Origin of the sequence: Leclercia sp. LSNIH8, from assembly GCF_002920195.1 — a bacterium.
Lineage (GTDB): Bacteria > Pseudomonadota > Gammaproteobacteria > Enterobacterales > Enterobacteriaceae > Enterobacter.
In genome coordinates, this window is record NZ_PQJY01000001.1 from 866,599 (window position 1) to 883,165 (window position 16,567).

Here is a 16,567-nt window from a genome sequence, read left to right on the forward strand (position 1 = left end):
ACCGAACCAGGCTGCGACGATACCTTGACACGTCTAACCCTGGCGTTAGATGTCATGGGGGGCGATTTTGGCCCTTCCGTGACAGTGCCTGCAGCATTGCAGGCACTGAACTCTAATTCGCAACTCGCTCTCCTTTTAGTCGGTAATCCCGACGCTATCACGCCATTACTCGCAAAAGCTGACTTCGAACAACGTTCACGTCTGCAGATTATTCCTGCCCAGTCAGTTATTGCCAGTGATGTCCGGGCCTCACAGGCGATCCGCAGCAGCCGCGGAAGTTCAATGCGCATCGCGCTTGAGCTGGTTAAAGAGGGCCGCGCACAAGCCTGTGTCAGCGCCGGAAATACCGGCGCGCTGATGGGGCTGGCAAAATTACTGCTCAAACCGCTTGAAGGTATTGAGCGCCCGGCGCTGGTAACGGTACTGCCGCACCAGCAAAAGGGCAAAACGGTGGTGCTGGATTTAGGCGCCAACGTCGATTGCGACAGTGTGATGTTGGCGCAGTTTGCCGTTATGGGCTCGGTGCTGGCAGAGGAAGTGGTAGGGATTTCTCATCCCCGCGTTGCTTTGCTGAATATTGGTGAGGAAGAGACCAAAGGCCTCGACAGCATCCGTGAAGCGTCCGAGCGGCTAAAAAATGAGCCATCCATCAACTATATTGGATATCTTGAAGCCAACGAACTATTGACCGGAAAAACGGATGTACTGGTGTGTGACGGGTTTACAGGAAACGTTACATTAAAAACCATGGAAGGGGTGGTGAGAATGTTTCTTTCTCTGCTTAAATCGCAGGGAGAGGGGAAAAAACGGTCATGGTGGCTGATTTTATTAAAGCGTTGGTTACAAAAGAGCCTGGCGCGGCGATTCAGTCACCTCAACCCCGACCAGTATAATGGCGCCTGTCTGTTAGGATTGCGCGGCATTGTGATCAAGAGTCACGGTGCGGCCAATCAGCGAGCGTTTGCCGTCGCGATTGAACAGGCAGTGCAGGCGGTGCAGCGACAAGTCCCACAGCGGATTGCCGCTCGCCTGGGATCTGTATTAGCAAAAAGTGACTGAGCGTACATGTATACGAAGATTTTAGGTACCGGCAGCTATCTGCCAAAGCAAGTGCGAACCAATGCCGATCTGGAAAAAATGGTAGACACGTCTGACGAGTGGATCGTCACACGTACAGGTATCCGCGAACGTCGTATTGCCGCGCCAGATGAAACAGTTTCCACCATGGGCTATGAAGCCGCCCAGCGCGCGCTGGAAATGGCGGGTGTCGATAAAGATGACATCGGTCTGATTATTGTTGCGACCACTTCCGCCACGCATGCCTTCCCAAGCGCTGCGTGCCAGGTGCAGAACATGCTGGGCATCAAAGGCTGCCCGGCGTTTGACGTTGCCGCTGCCTGCGCAGGCTTTACCTATGCGCTGAGCATTGCCGATCAATATGTGAAATCCGGCGCAGTGAAATATGCGCTGGTCATAGGCGCGGACGTTCTGGCTCGCACCTGCGATCCAAACGATCGCGGGACGATCATTATTTTTGGTGATGGCGCGGGTGCTGTCCTGTTAGGACAATCTGAAGAGCCGGGCATCATCTCAACGCATCTGCATGCTGACGGTCGCTACGGCGAGCTGTTAACGCTGCCAAATGCGGATCGTGTCAACCCGGACAGCGCCATCTACCTGACTATGGCGGGTAACGAAGTCTTCAAAGTGGCAGTGACCGAACTGGCACACATCGTTGACGAGACGCTGGAAGCCAATAATCTGGAGCGTTCCGCTCTTGACTGGCTGGTGCCGCATCAGGCTAACCTGCGCATTATTAGCGCCACAGCGAAGAAACTCGGCATGTCTATGGATAACGTTGTAGTGACGCTGGATCGTCATGGCAATACGTCTGCAGCATCAGTACCGTGCGCGTTTGACGAAGCGGTGCGCGATGGACGAATTCAACGGGGCCAACTGGTCTTGCTCGAGGCCTTCGGTGGCGGTTTCACCTGGGGTTCTGCGCTGGTTCGTTTCTAGAAAGGATAAAAAAAATGACGCAATTTGCTTTTGTATTCCCCGGCCAGGGTTCTCAGGCTGTTGGAATGTTATCTGGATTGGCGGAGCAGTTTCCGGTAATCGAAGAGACTTTTCGTGAGGCTTCTGATGCGCTGGGCTACGATCTTTGGGCGCTGACCCAGCAAGGGCCAGCCGAAGAGCTGAATAAAACCTGGCAGACGCAGCCTGCGTTGCTGACCGCATCGGTCGCACTGTGGCGCGTATGGCAGCAGCAGGGCGGCAAAACGCCAGCGCTGTTGGCCGGTCACAGCCTGGGTGAGTATTCTGCGCTGGTTTGTGCGGGTGTGATTGCGTTTGCGGATGCTGTGCGTCTGGTTGAGATGCGCGGCAAATTCATGCAGGAAGCGGTGCCGGAAGGCACGGGCGGCATGTCAGCCATTATTGGTCTGGATGATGCTTCTATCGCGAAAGCGTGTGAAGAATCTGCAGAAGGCCAGGTCGTTTCACCGGTGAACTTCAACTCCCCGGGCCAGGTGGTTATCGCCGGCCATAAAGAGGCAGTTGAGCGTGCAGGCGCAGCCTGTAAAGCCGCGGGCGCCAAACGTGCGCTGCCGCTGCCAGTGAGCGTACCGTCCCACTGCGCGCTGATGAAGCCTGCTGCAGACAAGCTGGCCGTTGAGCTGGAAAAAATCACCTTCAGCGCACCGACCATTCCGGTGGTCAACAACGTTGATGTGCAATGTGAAACCGCGCCAGAGGCCATCCGCCACGCGCTGGTTCGCCAGCTCTATAGCCCGGTTCAGTGGACAAAAACCGTTGAATTTATGGCAGCGCAGGGCGTAGAGCATCTGTATGAAGTGGGCCCGGGTAAGGTCCTCACCGGTCTGACTAAACGTATTGTTGATACCCTGACTGCATCGGCGATTAACGAGCCTGAAGCACTGTCAGCGGCACTTGCGCAGTAAGAAGAGGAATACCATGAGTTTTGAAGGAAAAATCGCACTGGTCACCGGCGCAAGCCGTGGTATTGGTCGTGCTATCGCTGAAACTCTCGTCGCGCGTGGCGCGACAGTGATCGGCACCGCTACCAGCGAAAATGGCGCGCAGGCTATTAGTGACTATCTGGGTGCGAACGGTAAAGGTCTGATGTTGAATGTGACCGATCCGGCATCTATCGAATCTGTTCTGGGAAATATTCGCGCAGAATTTGGCGAAGTGGATATTCTGGTCAATAATGCCGGAATCACTCGCGACAACTTACTGATGCGAATGAAAGATGATGAGTGGAACGATATTATCGAAACCAACCTGTCATCTGTGTTCCGTCTGTCAAAAGCGGTAATGCGAGCTATGATGAAGAAGCGTCATGGGCGTGTTATCACTGTCGGTTCTGTGGTTGGTACCATGGGAAATGCTGGTCAGGCAAACTACGCTGCGGCGAAAGCAGGCCTGATCGGTTTCAGTAAGTCGCTGGCGCGCGAAGTTGCGTCCCGCGGAATTACTGTAAACGTTGTTGCTCCGGGCTTTATTGAAACGGACATGACGCGTGCGCTGACCGATGAGCAGCGTGCGGGTACGCTGGCGGCAGTTCCAGCGGGTCGTTTAGGCGACCCTAAAGAAATCGCCAGCGCGGTTGCATTTTTAGCTTCTGACGAAGCGAGTTACATCACTGGTGAGACTCTCCACGTCAACGGCGGAATGTACATGGTTTAACCACGATAGAAAATATTTGCGTTATGAGGGGGAATGGCCTCAAAATAACGTAAAATCGTGGTAAGACCTGCCGGGATTTAGTTGCAAATTTTTCAACATTTTATACACTACGAAAACCATCGCGAAAGCGAGTTTTGATAGGAAATTTAAGAGTATGAGCACTATCGAAGAACGCGTTAAGAAAATTATCGGCGAACAGCTGGGCGTTAAGCAGGAAGAAGTGACCAACAATGCTTCTTTCGTTGAAGACCTGGGCGCAGATTCTCTTGACACCGTTGAGCTGGTAATGGCTCTGGAAGAAGAGTTTGATACTGAGATTCCGGACGAAGAAGCTGAGAAAATCACCACCGTTCAGGCTGCCATTGATTACATCAACGGTCACCAGGCGTAAGTGAACATCTCCAGGCGGTCATTCGACCGCCTGAGTTTTTTCTTTTGTAGTCCCTCGTTTTTCTTTTTTATCCCTCCCTGGAGGACAAGCGTGTCTAAGCGTCGTGTAGTTGTGACCGGACTTGGCATGTTATCTCCTGTCGGCAATACCGTAGAGTCCACCTGGAAAGCTCTCCTTGCCGGTCAGAGTGGCATTAGCCTAATCGACCATTTCGATACTAGCGCCTATGCAACGAAATTTGCTGGCTTAGTAAAGGATTTTAACTGTGAAGAGATCATCTCGCGCAAAGAACAGCGCAAGATGGATGCCTTCATTCAATATGGAATTGTCGCTGGCGTTCAGGCCATGCAGGATTCTGGCCTTGAAATTACGGAAGAGAACGCAACCCGTATTGGCGCCGCTATTGGCTCCGGGATTGGCGGCCTTGGCTTAATCGAGGAAAACCATAGCTCTTTAGTTAATGGTGGCCCACGTAAGATTAGCCCGTTCTTCGTTCCGTCAACGATTGTTAACATGGTGGCAGGTCACCTGACCATCATGTATGGCCTGCGCGGTCCAAGCATTTCGATTGCTACTGCCTGTACATCTGGTGTGCACAACATCGGCCAGGCGGCGCGTATGATTGCTTATGGCGATGCTGACGCGATGGTCGCTGGTGGGGCAGAAAAAGCCAGCACCCCATTGGGTGTAGGCGGTTTCGGTGCAGCCCGCGCGCTGTCTACCCGCAACGATAATCCTCAGGCGGCGAGCCGTCCGTGGGATAAAGACCGTGATGGTTTTGTGCTGGGTGACGGTGCCGGTATGGTCGTGCTGGAAGAGTACGAGCATGCGAAGAAACGCGGCGCGAAAATTTATGCAGAAGTCGTCGGCTTCGGCATGAGCAGCGATGCCTATCACATGACCTCTCCGCCAGAGAATGGCGCAGGTGCTGCGCTGGCCATGGTTAACGCTATCCGTGATGCGGGTATCGAGCCGGGTCAGATTGGCTATGTGAATGCGCACGGTACTTCTACGCCTGCGGGCGATATCGCTGAAGCGCAGGCCGTTAAGTCTGTGTTTGGCGATGCAGCCCGCCGCGTCATGGTCAGCTCCACCAAATCCATGACCGGTCACCTGCTGGGTGCGGCGGGTGCAGTAGAGTCTATCTACTCCATCCTTGCGCTGCGCGATCAGGCTGTTCCGCCAACCATCAACCTGGATAATCCGGATGAAGGTTGCGATCTGGACTTCGTTCCGCACGAAGCGCGCCAGGTCAGCGGTATGGAGTACACCCTGTGTAACTCCTTCGGCTTTGGCGGCACCAACGGCTCTCTGATCTTTAAAAAGGTCTGATGCTAACCTGTCGTTAGTGCAGTAAAAAAAGGTCCGCTTGTCGGGCCTTTTTTATTCGGTCTTCTTCCCTTGTCCAGAGCCATCCTTCCTGCCAGACTATTCGACCATCTTAAAGGAGCCACCATGTTCTTGATAAATGGTATAAAGCAGGTACAGCTTCCGGCGAGTGACCGGGCGATTCAGTTTGGTGACGGCTGCTTCACAACGGCCCGCATTGTCGAAGGCAAGGTCTGTTTGCTTGAGGCGCATCTGCAACGATTGCGGACGGCCTGTGAAAAACTGTTCATTCCCTTTGCCCAGTGGACGGCGTTAGAAAATGAAATGACAGACCAGGCGCACGGCGTCGAACGGGGCGTATTAAAAGTGATTATTACCCGGGGAAGCGGCGGAAGAGGATACAGCGCGGCTGGCTGTCAGGATCCGGTTCGCATTCTGTCGGTATCTGCCTGGCCTGCCCATTATGATCGCTGGCGCAAGGAAGGCATTACCCTGGCATTAAGTCCGGTGAGGCTGGGACGTAATCCGCAGCTTGCGGGGATAAAACACCTCAATCGGCTTGAGCAAGTGCTGATTCGCTCCCATCTTGAACAGACCGACGCCGATGAAGCGCTGGTTCTTGACAGCGAAGGGTTCATTACGGAATGCTGTGCGGCGAATTTATTCTGGCGGCAGGGTAAGAATGTGTTTACCCCCCGTCTGGAGCAGGCTGGCGTTAACGGCCTGATGCGGCAGTTTTGTCTGCGGCAACTGGCGCATTCCGGATTTCGCGTGGTCGAAGTGCAGGCGCGCGCGGCTGCGCTGACCGATGCTGACGAGATCGTCGTATGCAATGCGCTGATGCCAGTTGTGCCGGTGCGCCAGTATGGTTCTCACCATTTTACATCGCGTGAGTTGTACTCGTTTTTAGCCCCTCTGTGTGAGCAAACCAGATAGTCATGAAGAAAATGTTGCGCTTTATTCTCCTCGTCGTTGTCGTGCTGGGCATTGCCGCTGGCGTGGGGATGTGGAAAGTTCGCCAGCTGGCGGAGAGCAAAATCCTGATCGCCGACGAGACAGTATTTACCCTGAAACCCGGAACCGGACGGCTGGCGCTGGGTGAACAGCTGTACGGCGACAAGATCATTAACCGCCCGCGGGTATTCCAGTGGCTATTACGCGTGCAGCCGGAGCTGTCGCATTTTAAAGCCGGTACCTACCGCTTTACCCCAGGAATGACCGTGAAGGAGATGCTGGAGCTGCTTGAAAGCGGTAAAGAGGCGCAGTTCCCGCTGCGTTTTGTCGAAGGGATGCGTCTGAGCGACTACCTGAAGCAGCTGCGCGATGCGCCCTACATCAAGCACACGTTGCCGGACGACAGCTATGCTGCCGTCGCCGAGGCCCTGAAATTTGAGCACCCCGACAGGATAGAAGGCTGGTTCTGGCCCGATACCTGGATGTATACCGCGGGCACCACCGATGTGGCACTGTTGCAGCGTGCGCATAAAAAGATGGTTGCAGCAGTGGATAAAGCCTGGGAAGGGCGGATGGAAAACCTGCCGTATAAAGATCAGAACCAGTTTGTGACCATGGCTTCTATCGTCGAGAAAGAGACGGCAGTCGCCAGCGAACGCGATCAGGTGGCCTCCGTGTTTATCAATCGTCTGCGTATCGGTATGCGTCTGCAGACTGACCCTACGGTGATTTACGGGATGGGTGAGAACTACAAGGGCAACATTTCGCGTAAAGATCTCGAAACCCCAACGGATTATAATACCTATGTCATTAGCGGATTACCCCCGGGGCCGATTGCCACGCCGGGTCAGGCATCGCTGAATGCCGCCGCGCATCCGGCCAAAACGCCGTATCTCTATTTCGTCGCGGACGGAAAGGGTGGACATACTTTTAACACCAATCTTGCCAGTCATAATCGTTCGGTCCAGGACTATCTGAAGGCACTTAAGGAAAAAAATGCGCAGTAATTACATCGTCATTGAGGGGCTGGAAGGCGCCGGGAAAACCACCGCACGCGATACGGTAGTCGAGACGCTGAAACAGTATGGCATCGAAGAGATGATCTTTACCCGCGAACCGGGCGGCACACAGCTGGCGGAAAAACTGCGTAGTCTGGTGCTGGACATTAAATCGGTCGGCGATGAAGTGATTACGGATAAAGCCGAAGTCATGATGTTCTACGCCGCGCGTGTCCAGCTGGTGGAAACCGTCATCAAACCTGCGCTGGCACGTGGGTGCTGGGTCATTGGCGATCGCCACGATCTCTCCACCCAGGCTTACCAGGGCGGTGGCCGCGGCATTGACCAGACGATGCTCGCCACGCTGCGCGATGCGGTGCTGGGGGATTTCCGCCCGAACCTGACGCTCTATCTTGACGTGACGCCAGAAGTGGGCCTGAAGCGCGCCCGCGCCCGTGGCGAACTGGATCGTATTGAGCAGGAGTCGCTGGACTTCTTCAACCGTACCCGCGCCCGCTATCTTGAGCTGGCCGCACAGGACAGCACCATTCGCACCATCGACGCCACCCAACCACTGGAAGCGGTGATGGACGCCATTCGTAAAACGGTCACCGACTGGCTGAAGGAACAACAGGCATGAAATGGTATCCATGGTTGCGCCCGCACTTAGAAAAGCTGGTGAACAGCTACCAGTCCGGTCGGGGGCATCATGCGTTACTGATCCAGTCGCTGCCGGGAATGGGCGATGATGCGCTGATCTACGCCATCAGCCGTTTTCTGATGTGCCAGCAGCCCCAGGGGCATAAGAGCTGTGGCCAGTGCCGCGGCTGCCAGCTGATGCAGGCGCAGACGCACCCGGATTATTACGCGCTTGAGCCAGAGAAGGGCAAAACGACGCTGGGTATTGATGCGGTTCGCGCGGTCAGCGAGAAGCTCTACGAGCGCGCGCGGCTTGGTGGGGCGAAAGTGGTCTGGGTCAAGGATGCCGCCCAGCTGACCGAAGCGGCGGCCAACGCGCTGTTAAAAACCCTGGAAGAGCCGCCGGAAAATACCTGGTTCCTGATGGCCTGCCGTGAGCCCGGACGGTTGCTGGCGACTCTCCGAAGCCGCTGTCGCTTGCATCATCTCAACGTGCCGCAGGAGGCGTGGGCTATCAGCTGGCTTGCGCGGGAAGTGACAACGTCACAAGAAGCGGCGCTCAGCGCGCTACGTCTGTGCGGCGGCGCGCCTGCAGCCGCGCTGGCGCTGTTGCAGCCCAACGTCTGGGGGCAACGCGAACAGCTTTGCCAGGCGCTTGGGGCTGTACCTGACAGTGGTGACTGGATGAGCCTGCTGCCGGTACTCAATCATGAACAGGCGCCCGATCGTCTGCACTGGCTGGCGGCATTGTTGCTGGATGCCCTCAAAATTCAGCAAGGGGCGACCTTGATCAGCAATGCCGATGCATGGCAAGGGGTTAACAGCCTCGCCCGGCGCCTGCCAGGAGTGGCATTACGGGCTATCCTTCATGACGTATGTCAGTGTCGCGAACAATTACTCAGTGTAACGGGGCTGAATCGGGAGCTTGTGCTGACCGACCTGTTACTCACTATCGAGCATTACCTGCAACCGGGCACAACGCTGCCTGTATCCCATCTCTGAGAGAGACATTATGTTTTTAGTCGACTCACACTGCCATCTTGATGGCCTGGATTATCAATCCCTGCATAAAAACGTCGATGACGTGCTGGAAAAAGCCGCAGCCCGCGATGTGAAATTTTGTCTGGCGGTCGCCACAACGTTACCAGGCTACCGCACCATGCGTGAGCTGGTGGGCGTGCGCGACAACGTCGTTTTCTCCTGCGGCGTGCATCCGCTGAATCAGGATGAGGCCTATGACGTCGAGGATTTACGCCGTCTGGCGGCGGAAGAGGACGTCGTCGCGATGGGCGAAACCGGGCTGGACTATTTTTACACCCCAGAAACGAAAGCCCGTCAGCAGGAATCATTCCGCGATCATATCCGTATTGGCCGGGAGCTGAACAAGCCAGTGATTGTCCACACCCGCGATGCCCGTGCCGATACGCTGGCGATCCTCTCAGAAGAAAAGGTGACGGATTGTGGTGGCGTACTACACTGTTTCACTGAAGACAGAGAAACAGCGGGCAAACTGCTGGATTTGGGTTTTTATATCTCGTTTTCCGGGATCGTGACGTTCCGTAACGCAGAGCAGCTTCGCGACGCTGCGCGATACGTCCCGCTCGATCGCCTGCTGGTGGAGACAGATTCCCCTTATCTGGCACCGGTACCGCACCGCGGTAAAGAGAACCAACCCGCGATGGTACGGGATGTGGCCGAGTATATGGCCGTTTTGAAAGGCGTCGATGTTGAAGAACTGGCACGCATTACCACTGATAACTTCGCCAGTCTGTTTCACATCGATCCCTCCCGCCTGCAATCAGCATGAATCGTCAGTTTTTTTTGGGCTCGTAATTAATAGCTAAAGCGAGTAAAGTTCACCGCCCGAACAGGGGCGGTGAATGCGTTTCTGGTAACATTTAGACACCTATTTTGTAAAAAACTGAAAGTTTTTCAGGTAACGAACGCTGAAACGTGATAGCCGTCAAACAAAGATCCGCAGATTTATTTTACTCTGCGTAATAAATAAAGGGCGCTTAGATGTCCTGTCCACGGCACGGTTCTCCCCCCGGGCCAATGCGTGAAAACGTAAAAAAAGCACAAATACTCAGGAGCACTCTCAATTATGTTTAAGAATGCATTTGCTAACCTGCAGAAGGTCGGTAAATCGCTGATGCTGCCGGTATCCGTACTGCCTATCGCAGGTATCCTGCTGGGCGTCGGTTCTGCAAACTTCAGCTGGCTGCCAGCCGTAGTTTCTCATGTGATGGCGGAAGCAGGCGGTTCTGTTTTTGCCAATATGCCACTGATCTTCGCTATCGGCGTTGCGCTTGGCTTCACCAATAACGACGGCGTATCTGCGCTGGCCGCTGTAGTTGCCTACGGCATCATGGTTAAAACCATGGCTGTGGTTGCACCTCTGGTGCTGCACCTGCCACCGGAAGAGATCGCTGCTAAACACCTGGCTGACACCGGGGTTCTGGGCGGTATCATCTCGGGTGCAATTGCGGCGTATATGTTTAACCGCTTCTATCGCATCAAGCTCCCTGAGTACCTGGGCTTCTTTGCAGGTAAGCGTTTTGTTCCAATCATCTCTGGTCTGGCGGCGATCTTCACGGGTGTGATCCTCTCCTTCATCTGGCCACCGATTGGTTCCGCTATCCAGACCTTCTCTCAGTGGGCGGCTTACCAGAACCCGGTTGTGGCGTTCGGTATCTACGGCTTCATCGAGCGTTGCCTGGTGCCGTTCGGTCTGCACCACATCTGGAACGTTCCTTTCCAGATGCAGATCGGCGAATACACCAACGCTGCGGGCCAGGTCTTCCACGGCGATATCCCACGTTACATGGCAGGCGACCCAACTGCAGGCAAACTGTCTGGCGGCTTCCTGTTCAAAATGTACGGCCTGCCGGCTGCTGCGATTGCAATCTGGCACTCTGCTAAACCAGAGAACCGTGCAAAAGTGGGCGGTATCATGATCTCCGCGGCGCTGACCTCGTTCCTGACCGGTATCACCGAGCCGATCGAGTTCTCCTTCATGTTCGTTGCGCCGATCCTGTACATCATCCACGCGATTCTGGCTGGTCTGGCATTCCCAATCTGTATCCTGCTGGGTATGCGTGACGGGACTTCCTTCTCGCACGGTCTGATCGACTTTATCGTCCTGTCCGGTAACAGCAGCAAACTGTGGCTGTTCCCAATCGTTGGTGCATGCTACGCGGTTGTGTACTACACCATCTTCCGTGTGCTGATCAAAGCACTGGACCTGAAAACGCCAGGTCGTGAAGATGCAACAGAAGACAGCAAAGCGGGTGCGACCAGCGAAATGGCTCCGGCACTGGTTGCAGCCTTCGGCGGTAAAGAGAACATCACCAACCTGGACGCATGTATCACTCGTCTGCGTGTAAGCGTTGCTGATGTTGCGAAAGTTGACCAGCCGGGTCTGAAAAAACTGGGCGCAGCTGGTGTAGTTGTTGCAGGTTCCGGTGTACAGGCTATCTTCGGTACTAAATCCGATAACCTGAAAACCGAAATGGATGAGTACATCCGCAGCAACTAAGTTGTGACCTGGGGAGACTAAGGCAGCCGAATGGCTGCCTTTTTTATATCTATAGTTTGTGGCATGCCGGGTGGCGCTACGCTTACCCGGCCTACAAAGGCAACAACCGCACGAACCGTAGGCCGGGTAAGGCGTAGCCGCCACCCGGCAAACAAAGGCAACAACCGCACCAATCGTAGGCCGGGTAAGGCGCAGCCGCCACCCGGCAAACAGCACGCACAAAAAAGGGAGCCATTTGGCTCCCTTAGACGCTGCATGCTTTATCAGAACTGATAGCTTGCGGTCAGGCTCACGTTACGCGGTTCGCCATAGACAATTTCGCCCTCAATGTTAGTGTCGTAAGTCTTATCGAAGAGGTTATTCACATTACCCTGCAGGGAGAAGTTCTTCGTCACCTGATAACGCGTGAAGAGATCCACCAGCGCGTAGCTGCCCTGCGAGGCACGCCAGGTGCCGTAAGGGGTGTCCTGATAGGTGTAAACGCTGTTTTGCCAGTTAACGCCGCCACCAACGGTCAGCTCAGGCATTGCCGGCAGGCGGTAGCTGGTAAAGAGTTTCACCGTGGTCCGCGGCAGCTGCGGGTTCACCGCCTTGCCATCATTATCTTCCGCCACGTAACGCGTTGCGCCAAAGGTCATCTGCCAGTTATCCGTCAGCGCGCCGTTGATTTCAAACTCCACGCCTTTACTCACGGTACCGTCTACGCTCTCGTAGGCCGTATCCGTAGAGCCCTGAATCGTCCGGCCGGTGCTTTGGCCCAGATTGTCCTGCTCAATGCGGAAGACAGAGAGCGTGGTGGTCAGACGGCTGTTCATCCAGTCAGATTTCAGGCCCGCTTCGTAGTTATTCCCGGTGATCGGATCAAGATACCTGCCCGAGCTGTCACGGTAGTTCTGCGGCTGGAAGATAGAGGTATAGCTGGCGTAGGCTGACCAGTTGTCATTGATGTCGTAGACCAGACCGGCATAAGGGGTGGTGTGGTTCTTCTCCATGCCATAGGTCAGGGTTTCAATGCTCCAGTTGGTATAACGGGCGCCAAGAATTAAATGCAGAGGATCGGCCAGGGAAATGCGCGTCGCGGCGTAGAGCGATTTCATATTCGTGGTGTCATCCTGGGCCAGCGACTGGGATCCCCAGTTGGTTTCCGGGAAGTAACCGTTGTAGTCGTAGAAACTGCCGAACTCATCCGGATAGACGTTGGCCCACGAGTTGGTGTAGCGGTTCGTCTGACGGCTGAAGCTGCCGCCAATCATCATGGTGTGCTGACGGCCCAACAGCTCGTAGCCGCCGTCAGCGAAGAGATCCACTGCATCTACTTTACGCTTGCCGCTGTTCCAGCCGGTGCCACCAATATAATCATAGCCCGGACCATAGTTCGCATAAGGGCCTTCCAGCATACCGGTGCTTTTATTGACGTAAGCATCCAGATACATCGCTTTACTGTCGAATTTCGCTTCGGTATGAGTCCCATTCAACGTGGCCTGCCAGTTGTCGGCAAAGCGCTGCTTCAGTGTGAAGAAGACCTTATTGAACTCTTTGTCGTTGTAAGCCCAGTCAGGGGAGGTGCTGTGCGCGCGATCGTAATGCCTGACGCTGCCATCGGTGTTCCAGCGCGGTAAGCCTCCCCACGTCTGGTTGTTGATGTCGATACGCTGGTATTCGTAGCCTGCCGACAGTGAAGTGCTGGTGCCCAGGTCAGCGTCCAGAATACCGGAGAAGAAGGTGCGTTTCTGATTGTAGTTGTCGAGCCAGGAGTCGCTGTCCTGATAACCCGCCACAATGCGCGCCCGTAGGTTGCCATCTTCCGTCAGTGGACTTTGCATGTCCATCACGTAACGTTGCTTGTTCCAGCTACCGTACTCTGCAGACAGGTTGCCTTTAAATTCACGGCTGGTGGCATGCTTGCGCACCATATTGATGGCCGCCGACGGGTTACCCGTTCCGGTCATCAGGCCGGTGGCACCGCGCACGACCTCGACGCGTTCAAACAGCGCCATATCTGACTGGGAATCACCCAGATTCCAGCGCGACTCAAAATAGGTTGGGATGCCATCGACCATGTAGTTGTCGATTTCGAAACCACGGGAGTAATAGTTGCTGCGATCGGAGTCAGTCGTGCTTTTGCTGATCCCCATCGTGCTGTCCATCACTTCGCCCAGGGTCTGAAGCTGCTGGTCTTCCATACGTTGTTCGCTGACGATGGTGACCGACTGCGGGATGTCACGTTGGATCATCTGCATTTTGGTGCCCACGGACGTGCTTTTTACGCTGTAGTCCTGGCTGTCATCGGCGGAGGCGTCCGACTGAAAAGAACCATCAACAATGACGGTATCTTCGGTGGGGGCGGCGAAAGCGGTGGCTGGCATCAATGCCATAGCAATGCAGGCTGCCAGCAACGAAGGTGTTGCGACAGACCGGGATTGCCCTTCCCTGGATTGAATGGTGAAAGACATCATTAAACCCTTATGTACGGTGAATGGTGTGCATCAGTCCCGTATCGACGGACTGAAATCATTTTTCTAGGTATAAATTGCGCATGAAAATGCAAATGCGAAATATACGCATTCGATTTATCACTGTAAACAGATGTTGCGACGGTAAGTGAAATAATGTTTCAGAGCGGGTGGAGGGGAGGTGGTTACTCCGCGAGCAGATCGGGCCACATACGCAAAGAATTCGTGGGATAAGGTTGAAAGGACAGGAGAAAGTCGCTCATACTCTTTAGTCTTGCCACAAAATATTGCGCATGCACCGGGCGGGTTGTTTCCGGGCTCGTCGCCAGATTAATGAATAAGGAAAACCTCATGGCTGAAGAAACCATTTTCAGTAAAATTGTCCGCCGCGAGATCCCGGCAGATATCATCTATCAGGATGAACTGGTTACCGCTTTTCGCGACATCTCCCCCCAGGCGCCTACGCACATCCTCATTATTCCCAATATTCTGATTCCGACGGTAAATGACGTGAAAACTGAGCATGAACTGGCATTAGGCCGTATGCTGACAGTAGCAGCGAAAATCGCTGAGCAGGAAGGCATTGCCGAGGACGGTTACCGTTTGATCATGAACTGCAACCGCCACGGTGGTCAGGAAGTTTATCACATTCATATGCATCTGCTGGGCGGTCGTCCGCTGGGCCCGATGCTGGCGCATAAAGGTCTTTAAGATGCAAAGAGGATGGATGGCGGCGCTGGTGATAGCGTTGGCAGGATGCAGTTCGCAACCGTCGATACCCGTCAATGACGATCAAACGCTGGTTATGGAGTCATCGGTGCTGGCGGCAGGGATTACCGCCGATCAGCCTTCGCTTTCGGTCAGCGAAATTCAACCGTCCGCCTCCTCTGTGCTGTTCAATGAAAGAGATGCGCCAGTTACCGTGCACTACCGTTTTTTCTGGTATGACGCCCGCGGCCTGGAAATGCATCCACTTGAGGCGCCGCGCAGCGTAACCATTCCGGCAAAATCGTCGGTTAAGCTATATGGCAGCGCAAATTATCTGGGTGCGCATAAGGTCAGACTTTATTTATATCTCTGAGGGGTGAATTTTGATTAAACAGATCGGTCGTTACGCGCTTGTCACGGCTTTTGCACTGTTCCTGTCGGGCTGTATTAGCCGCACTGAGCAACCACCTGCACCGGTGGAAGAGGTCAAACCGGGCGTCGAGCAGCCGGTTCAGCCAACCCAGCCGGTTCCTGTTGTTCCTACCGTGCCGAGCGTTCCTGCGCAGCCTGGTCCGATAGAGCATCAGGAAGAGCCCGCCCAGCCTGCACCGCGTGAACGTCACTACGACTGGAACGGCGCAATGCAGCCTATGGTCGGTAAGATGCTGCAGGCGCAGGGCGTTAACGCAGGCAGCGTGCTGCTGGTGGACAGCGTCAACAACCGCACTAACGGCAGCCTGAATGCTGGTGAGGCGACCGAAACGCTGCGTAATGCGCTGGCCAATAACGGCAAATTTACGCTGGTGTCCGCGCAGCAGCTCGCTGTCGCCAAGCAGCAGTTGGGCCTTTCCCCGCAGGATAGCCTGGGCTCACGCAGTAAAGCCATCGGCATTGCCCGTAACGTGGGCGCGCAGTATGTGCTTTACTCCAGCGCAACCGGCAACGTCAATTCCCCGGCGCTGCAAATGCAGCTGATGCTGGTTCAGACAGGTGAGATTATCTGGTCGGGTAAAGGTGCAGTTCAGCAACAGTAACCTGCCGCGCGACACGCTGCTGTCGCGCTATTTTCCGCAGTTTCGCATCGTCGCGCCGCCATCCCATGCCGGGTTGAGCGGCGCGAGCTGCATTATTGAGCATGCTGCGCGTCGTCTGGTGCTACGTCAGCGTCATGACGCCCTGGCAACGCCTGCTCATTTTCGCCGTCAGTACCACGCCCTGCGCCATCTTCCCGCCGACATTGCTCCTCAGCCGCACTTTTACAGTCCGGGCTGGATAGCGGTGGACTATCTGGCGGGGGAGGTCAAAACCATGTTGCCCGCCGCACCCGCGCTGGCCGGGATGCTGTATCATCTTCATCAACAGCCCGTGTTTGGCTGGCGTATTATCCTGATGCCGCTGCTGGAACAGTACTGGCTCCAGGCCTCGCCCTCCCGGCGCACGCCGTTATGGCTGAGATGGCACAAACGCCTGCAAAAACGGGGGGAGCCGCGCCCGCTGCGACTGGCGCCGCTACACATGGATGTTCATGCCGGTAATATCGTGCATACGAACGCCGGCATCCGGCTGCTGGACTGGGAGTACGCGGGTGACGGAGATGTGGCGCTGGAGCTGGCGAGCGTCTGGATGGACAGTGACGCAGAGCGTCAGCAGCTGCTCGCTGCCTACGCCCAAGCTGCTCAGCTTGACCTGACGGCCTTGCAACGTCAGGTGAAGCGCTGGCGCCCCTGGGTACTGATGCTGATGGCAGGCTGGTTTGAGCTACGCTGGCAGCAATCACAAGATAAACAATTTATGACGCTGGCCGATGAGATCTGGCGCCAGTTAGAAACAACAGAATAAGAGAGGT

General features: G+C 55.1%; 17 protein-coding genes. 16 read left to right on the plus strand and 1 reads right to left on the minus strand.

All coding sequences use genetic code 11. The features are described 5' to 3' along the window. Nucleotides 1–24 precede the first annotated feature (24 nt). The 12 genes from plsX to ptsG all read left to right on the plus strand — a co-directional run bounded on the left by plsX (nt 25) and on the right by ptsG (nt 11,560). Nucleotides 25–1,059: a phosphate acyltransferase PlsX gene (gene plsX, locus C3406_RS04295; protein WP_210405543.1), complete on the plus strand. Its 1,035-nt coding sequence runs from the start codon at nt 25–27 to the stop codon at nt 1,057–1,059. 6 nt (nt 1,060–1,065) lie between these two features. Next, nucleotides 1,066–2,019, plus strand: a complete 954-nt coding sequence (locus C3406_RS04300; RefSeq protein WP_103179091.1) for a beta-ketoacyl-ACP synthase III — start codon at nt 1,066–1,068, stop codon at nt 2,017–2,019. A gap of 14 nt (nt 2,020–2,033) precedes the next feature. Further along, entirely contained in the window at nt 2,034–2,963 is a 930-nt protein-coding gene (gene fabD, locus C3406_RS04305; RefSeq protein WP_103823714.1) for an ACP S-malonyltransferase, read from the plus strand. Between the two features lie 13 nt (nt 2,964–2,976). After that, nucleotides 2,977–3,711, plus strand: a complete 735-nt coding sequence (fabG, locus tag C3406_RS04310) for a 3-oxoacyl-ACP reductase FabG (protein ID WP_103823715.1) — start codon at nt 2,977–2,979, stop codon at nt 3,709–3,711. Between the two features lie 154 nt (nt 3,712–3,865). Next, nucleotides 3,866–4,102 (plus strand): acyl carrier protein, encoded by a 237-nt coding sequence (acpP, locus tag C3406_RS04315; protein ID WP_000103754.1) that lies wholly within the window; start codon nt 3,866–3,868, stop codon nt 4,100–4,102. A gap of 90 nt (nt 4,103–4,192) precedes the next feature. Next, nucleotides 4,193–5,434, plus strand: a complete 1,242-nt coding sequence (fabF, locus tag C3406_RS04320) for a beta-ketoacyl-ACP synthase II (protein ID WP_103179094.1) — start codon at nt 4,193–4,195, stop codon at nt 5,432–5,434. 123 nt (nt 5,435–5,557) lie between these two features. Beyond that, nucleotides 5,558–6,367 carry an aminodeoxychorismate lyase gene (pabC, locus tag C3406_RS04325; RefSeq protein ID WP_103823716.1) on the plus strand — a complete coding sequence of 270 codons (810 nt, stop codon included), beginning with the start codon at nt 5,558–5,560 and terminating at the stop codon, nt 6,365–6,367. A 2-nt stretch (nt 6,368–6,369) separates the two neighbouring features. After that, the gene (yceG, locus tag C3406_RS04330) at nt 6,370–7,392 is read left to right on the plus strand and encodes a cell division protein YceG (RefSeq protein ID WP_103823717.1); all 1,023 of its coding nucleotides are present in this window, start codon (nt 6,370–6,372) and stop codon (nt 7,390–7,392) included. After that, nucleotides 7,382–8,023, plus strand: a complete 642-nt coding sequence (gene tmk, locus C3406_RS04335) for a dTMP kinase (RefSeq protein ID WP_103823718.1) — start codon at nt 7,382–7,384, stop codon at nt 8,021–8,023. The genes yceG and tmk overlap by 11 nt, the downstream gene beginning before the upstream one ends. Then, the gene (gene holB, locus C3406_RS04340; RefSeq protein WP_103823719.1) at nt 8,020–9,024 is read left to right on the plus strand and encodes a DNA polymerase III subunit delta'; all 1,005 of its coding nucleotides are present in this window, start codon (nt 8,020–8,022) and stop codon (nt 9,022–9,024) included. The genes tmk and holB overlap by 4 nt, the downstream gene beginning before the upstream one ends. A gap of 10 nt (nt 9,025–9,034) precedes the next feature. Further along, nucleotides 9,035–9,829 (plus strand): metal-dependent hydrolase, encoded by a 795-nt coding sequence (locus C3406_RS04345; protein WP_103823720.1) that lies wholly within the window; start codon nt 9,035–9,037, stop codon nt 9,827–9,829. A 297-nt stretch (nt 9,830–10,126) separates the two neighbouring features. After that, nucleotides 10,127–11,560, plus strand: a complete 1,434-nt coding sequence (gene ptsG, locus C3406_RS04350; protein WP_103823721.1) for a PTS glucose transporter subunit IIBC — start codon at nt 10,127–10,129, stop codon at nt 11,558–11,560. Between the two features lie 263 nt (nt 11,561–11,823). On the opposite strand, the gene fhuE is transcribed toward ptsG, so the two are convergent. Continuing rightward, nucleotides 11,824–14,013: a ferric-rhodotorulic acid/ferric-coprogen receptor FhuE gene (gene fhuE, locus C3406_RS04360; protein ID WP_103823723.1), complete on the minus strand. Its 2,190-nt coding sequence runs from the start codon at nt 14,011–14,013 to the stop codon at nt 11,824–11,826. Nucleotides 14,014–14,364: 351 nt separating this feature from the next. Here fhuE and hinT point away from each other — a divergent pair, with 351 nt between their 5' ends. From hinT to thiK, 4 genes are read left to right on the plus strand one after another with little or no spacing between them, the layout of a single operon-like run. Next, complete coding sequence (gene hinT / locus C3406_RS04365; protein ID WP_139156331.1) at nt 14,365–14,724, plus strand: purine nucleoside phosphoramidase; 360 nt, start codon at nt 14,365–14,367, stop codon at nt 14,722–14,724. Nucleotide 14,725: 1 nt separating this feature from the next. Next, the gene (locus C3406_RS04370; protein WP_103179104.1) at nt 14,726–15,094 is read left to right on the plus strand and encodes a YcfL family putative periplasmic lipoprotein; all 369 of its coding nucleotides are present in this window, start codon (nt 14,726–14,728) and stop codon (nt 15,092–15,094) included. A 10-nt stretch (nt 15,095–15,104) separates the two neighbouring features. Then, entirely contained in the window at nt 15,105–15,755 is a 651-nt protein-coding gene (gene lpoB / locus C3406_RS04375; protein WP_103179105.1) for a penicillin-binding protein activator LpoB, read from the plus strand. After that, nucleotides 15,736–16,560, plus strand: a complete 825-nt coding sequence (gene thiK, locus C3406_RS04380) for a thiamine kinase (protein ID WP_103823724.1) — start codon at nt 15,736–15,738, stop codon at nt 16,558–16,560. The genes lpoB and thiK overlap by 20 nt, the downstream gene beginning before the upstream one ends. The last annotated feature ends 7 nt before the right edge of the window (nt 16,561–16,567 follow it).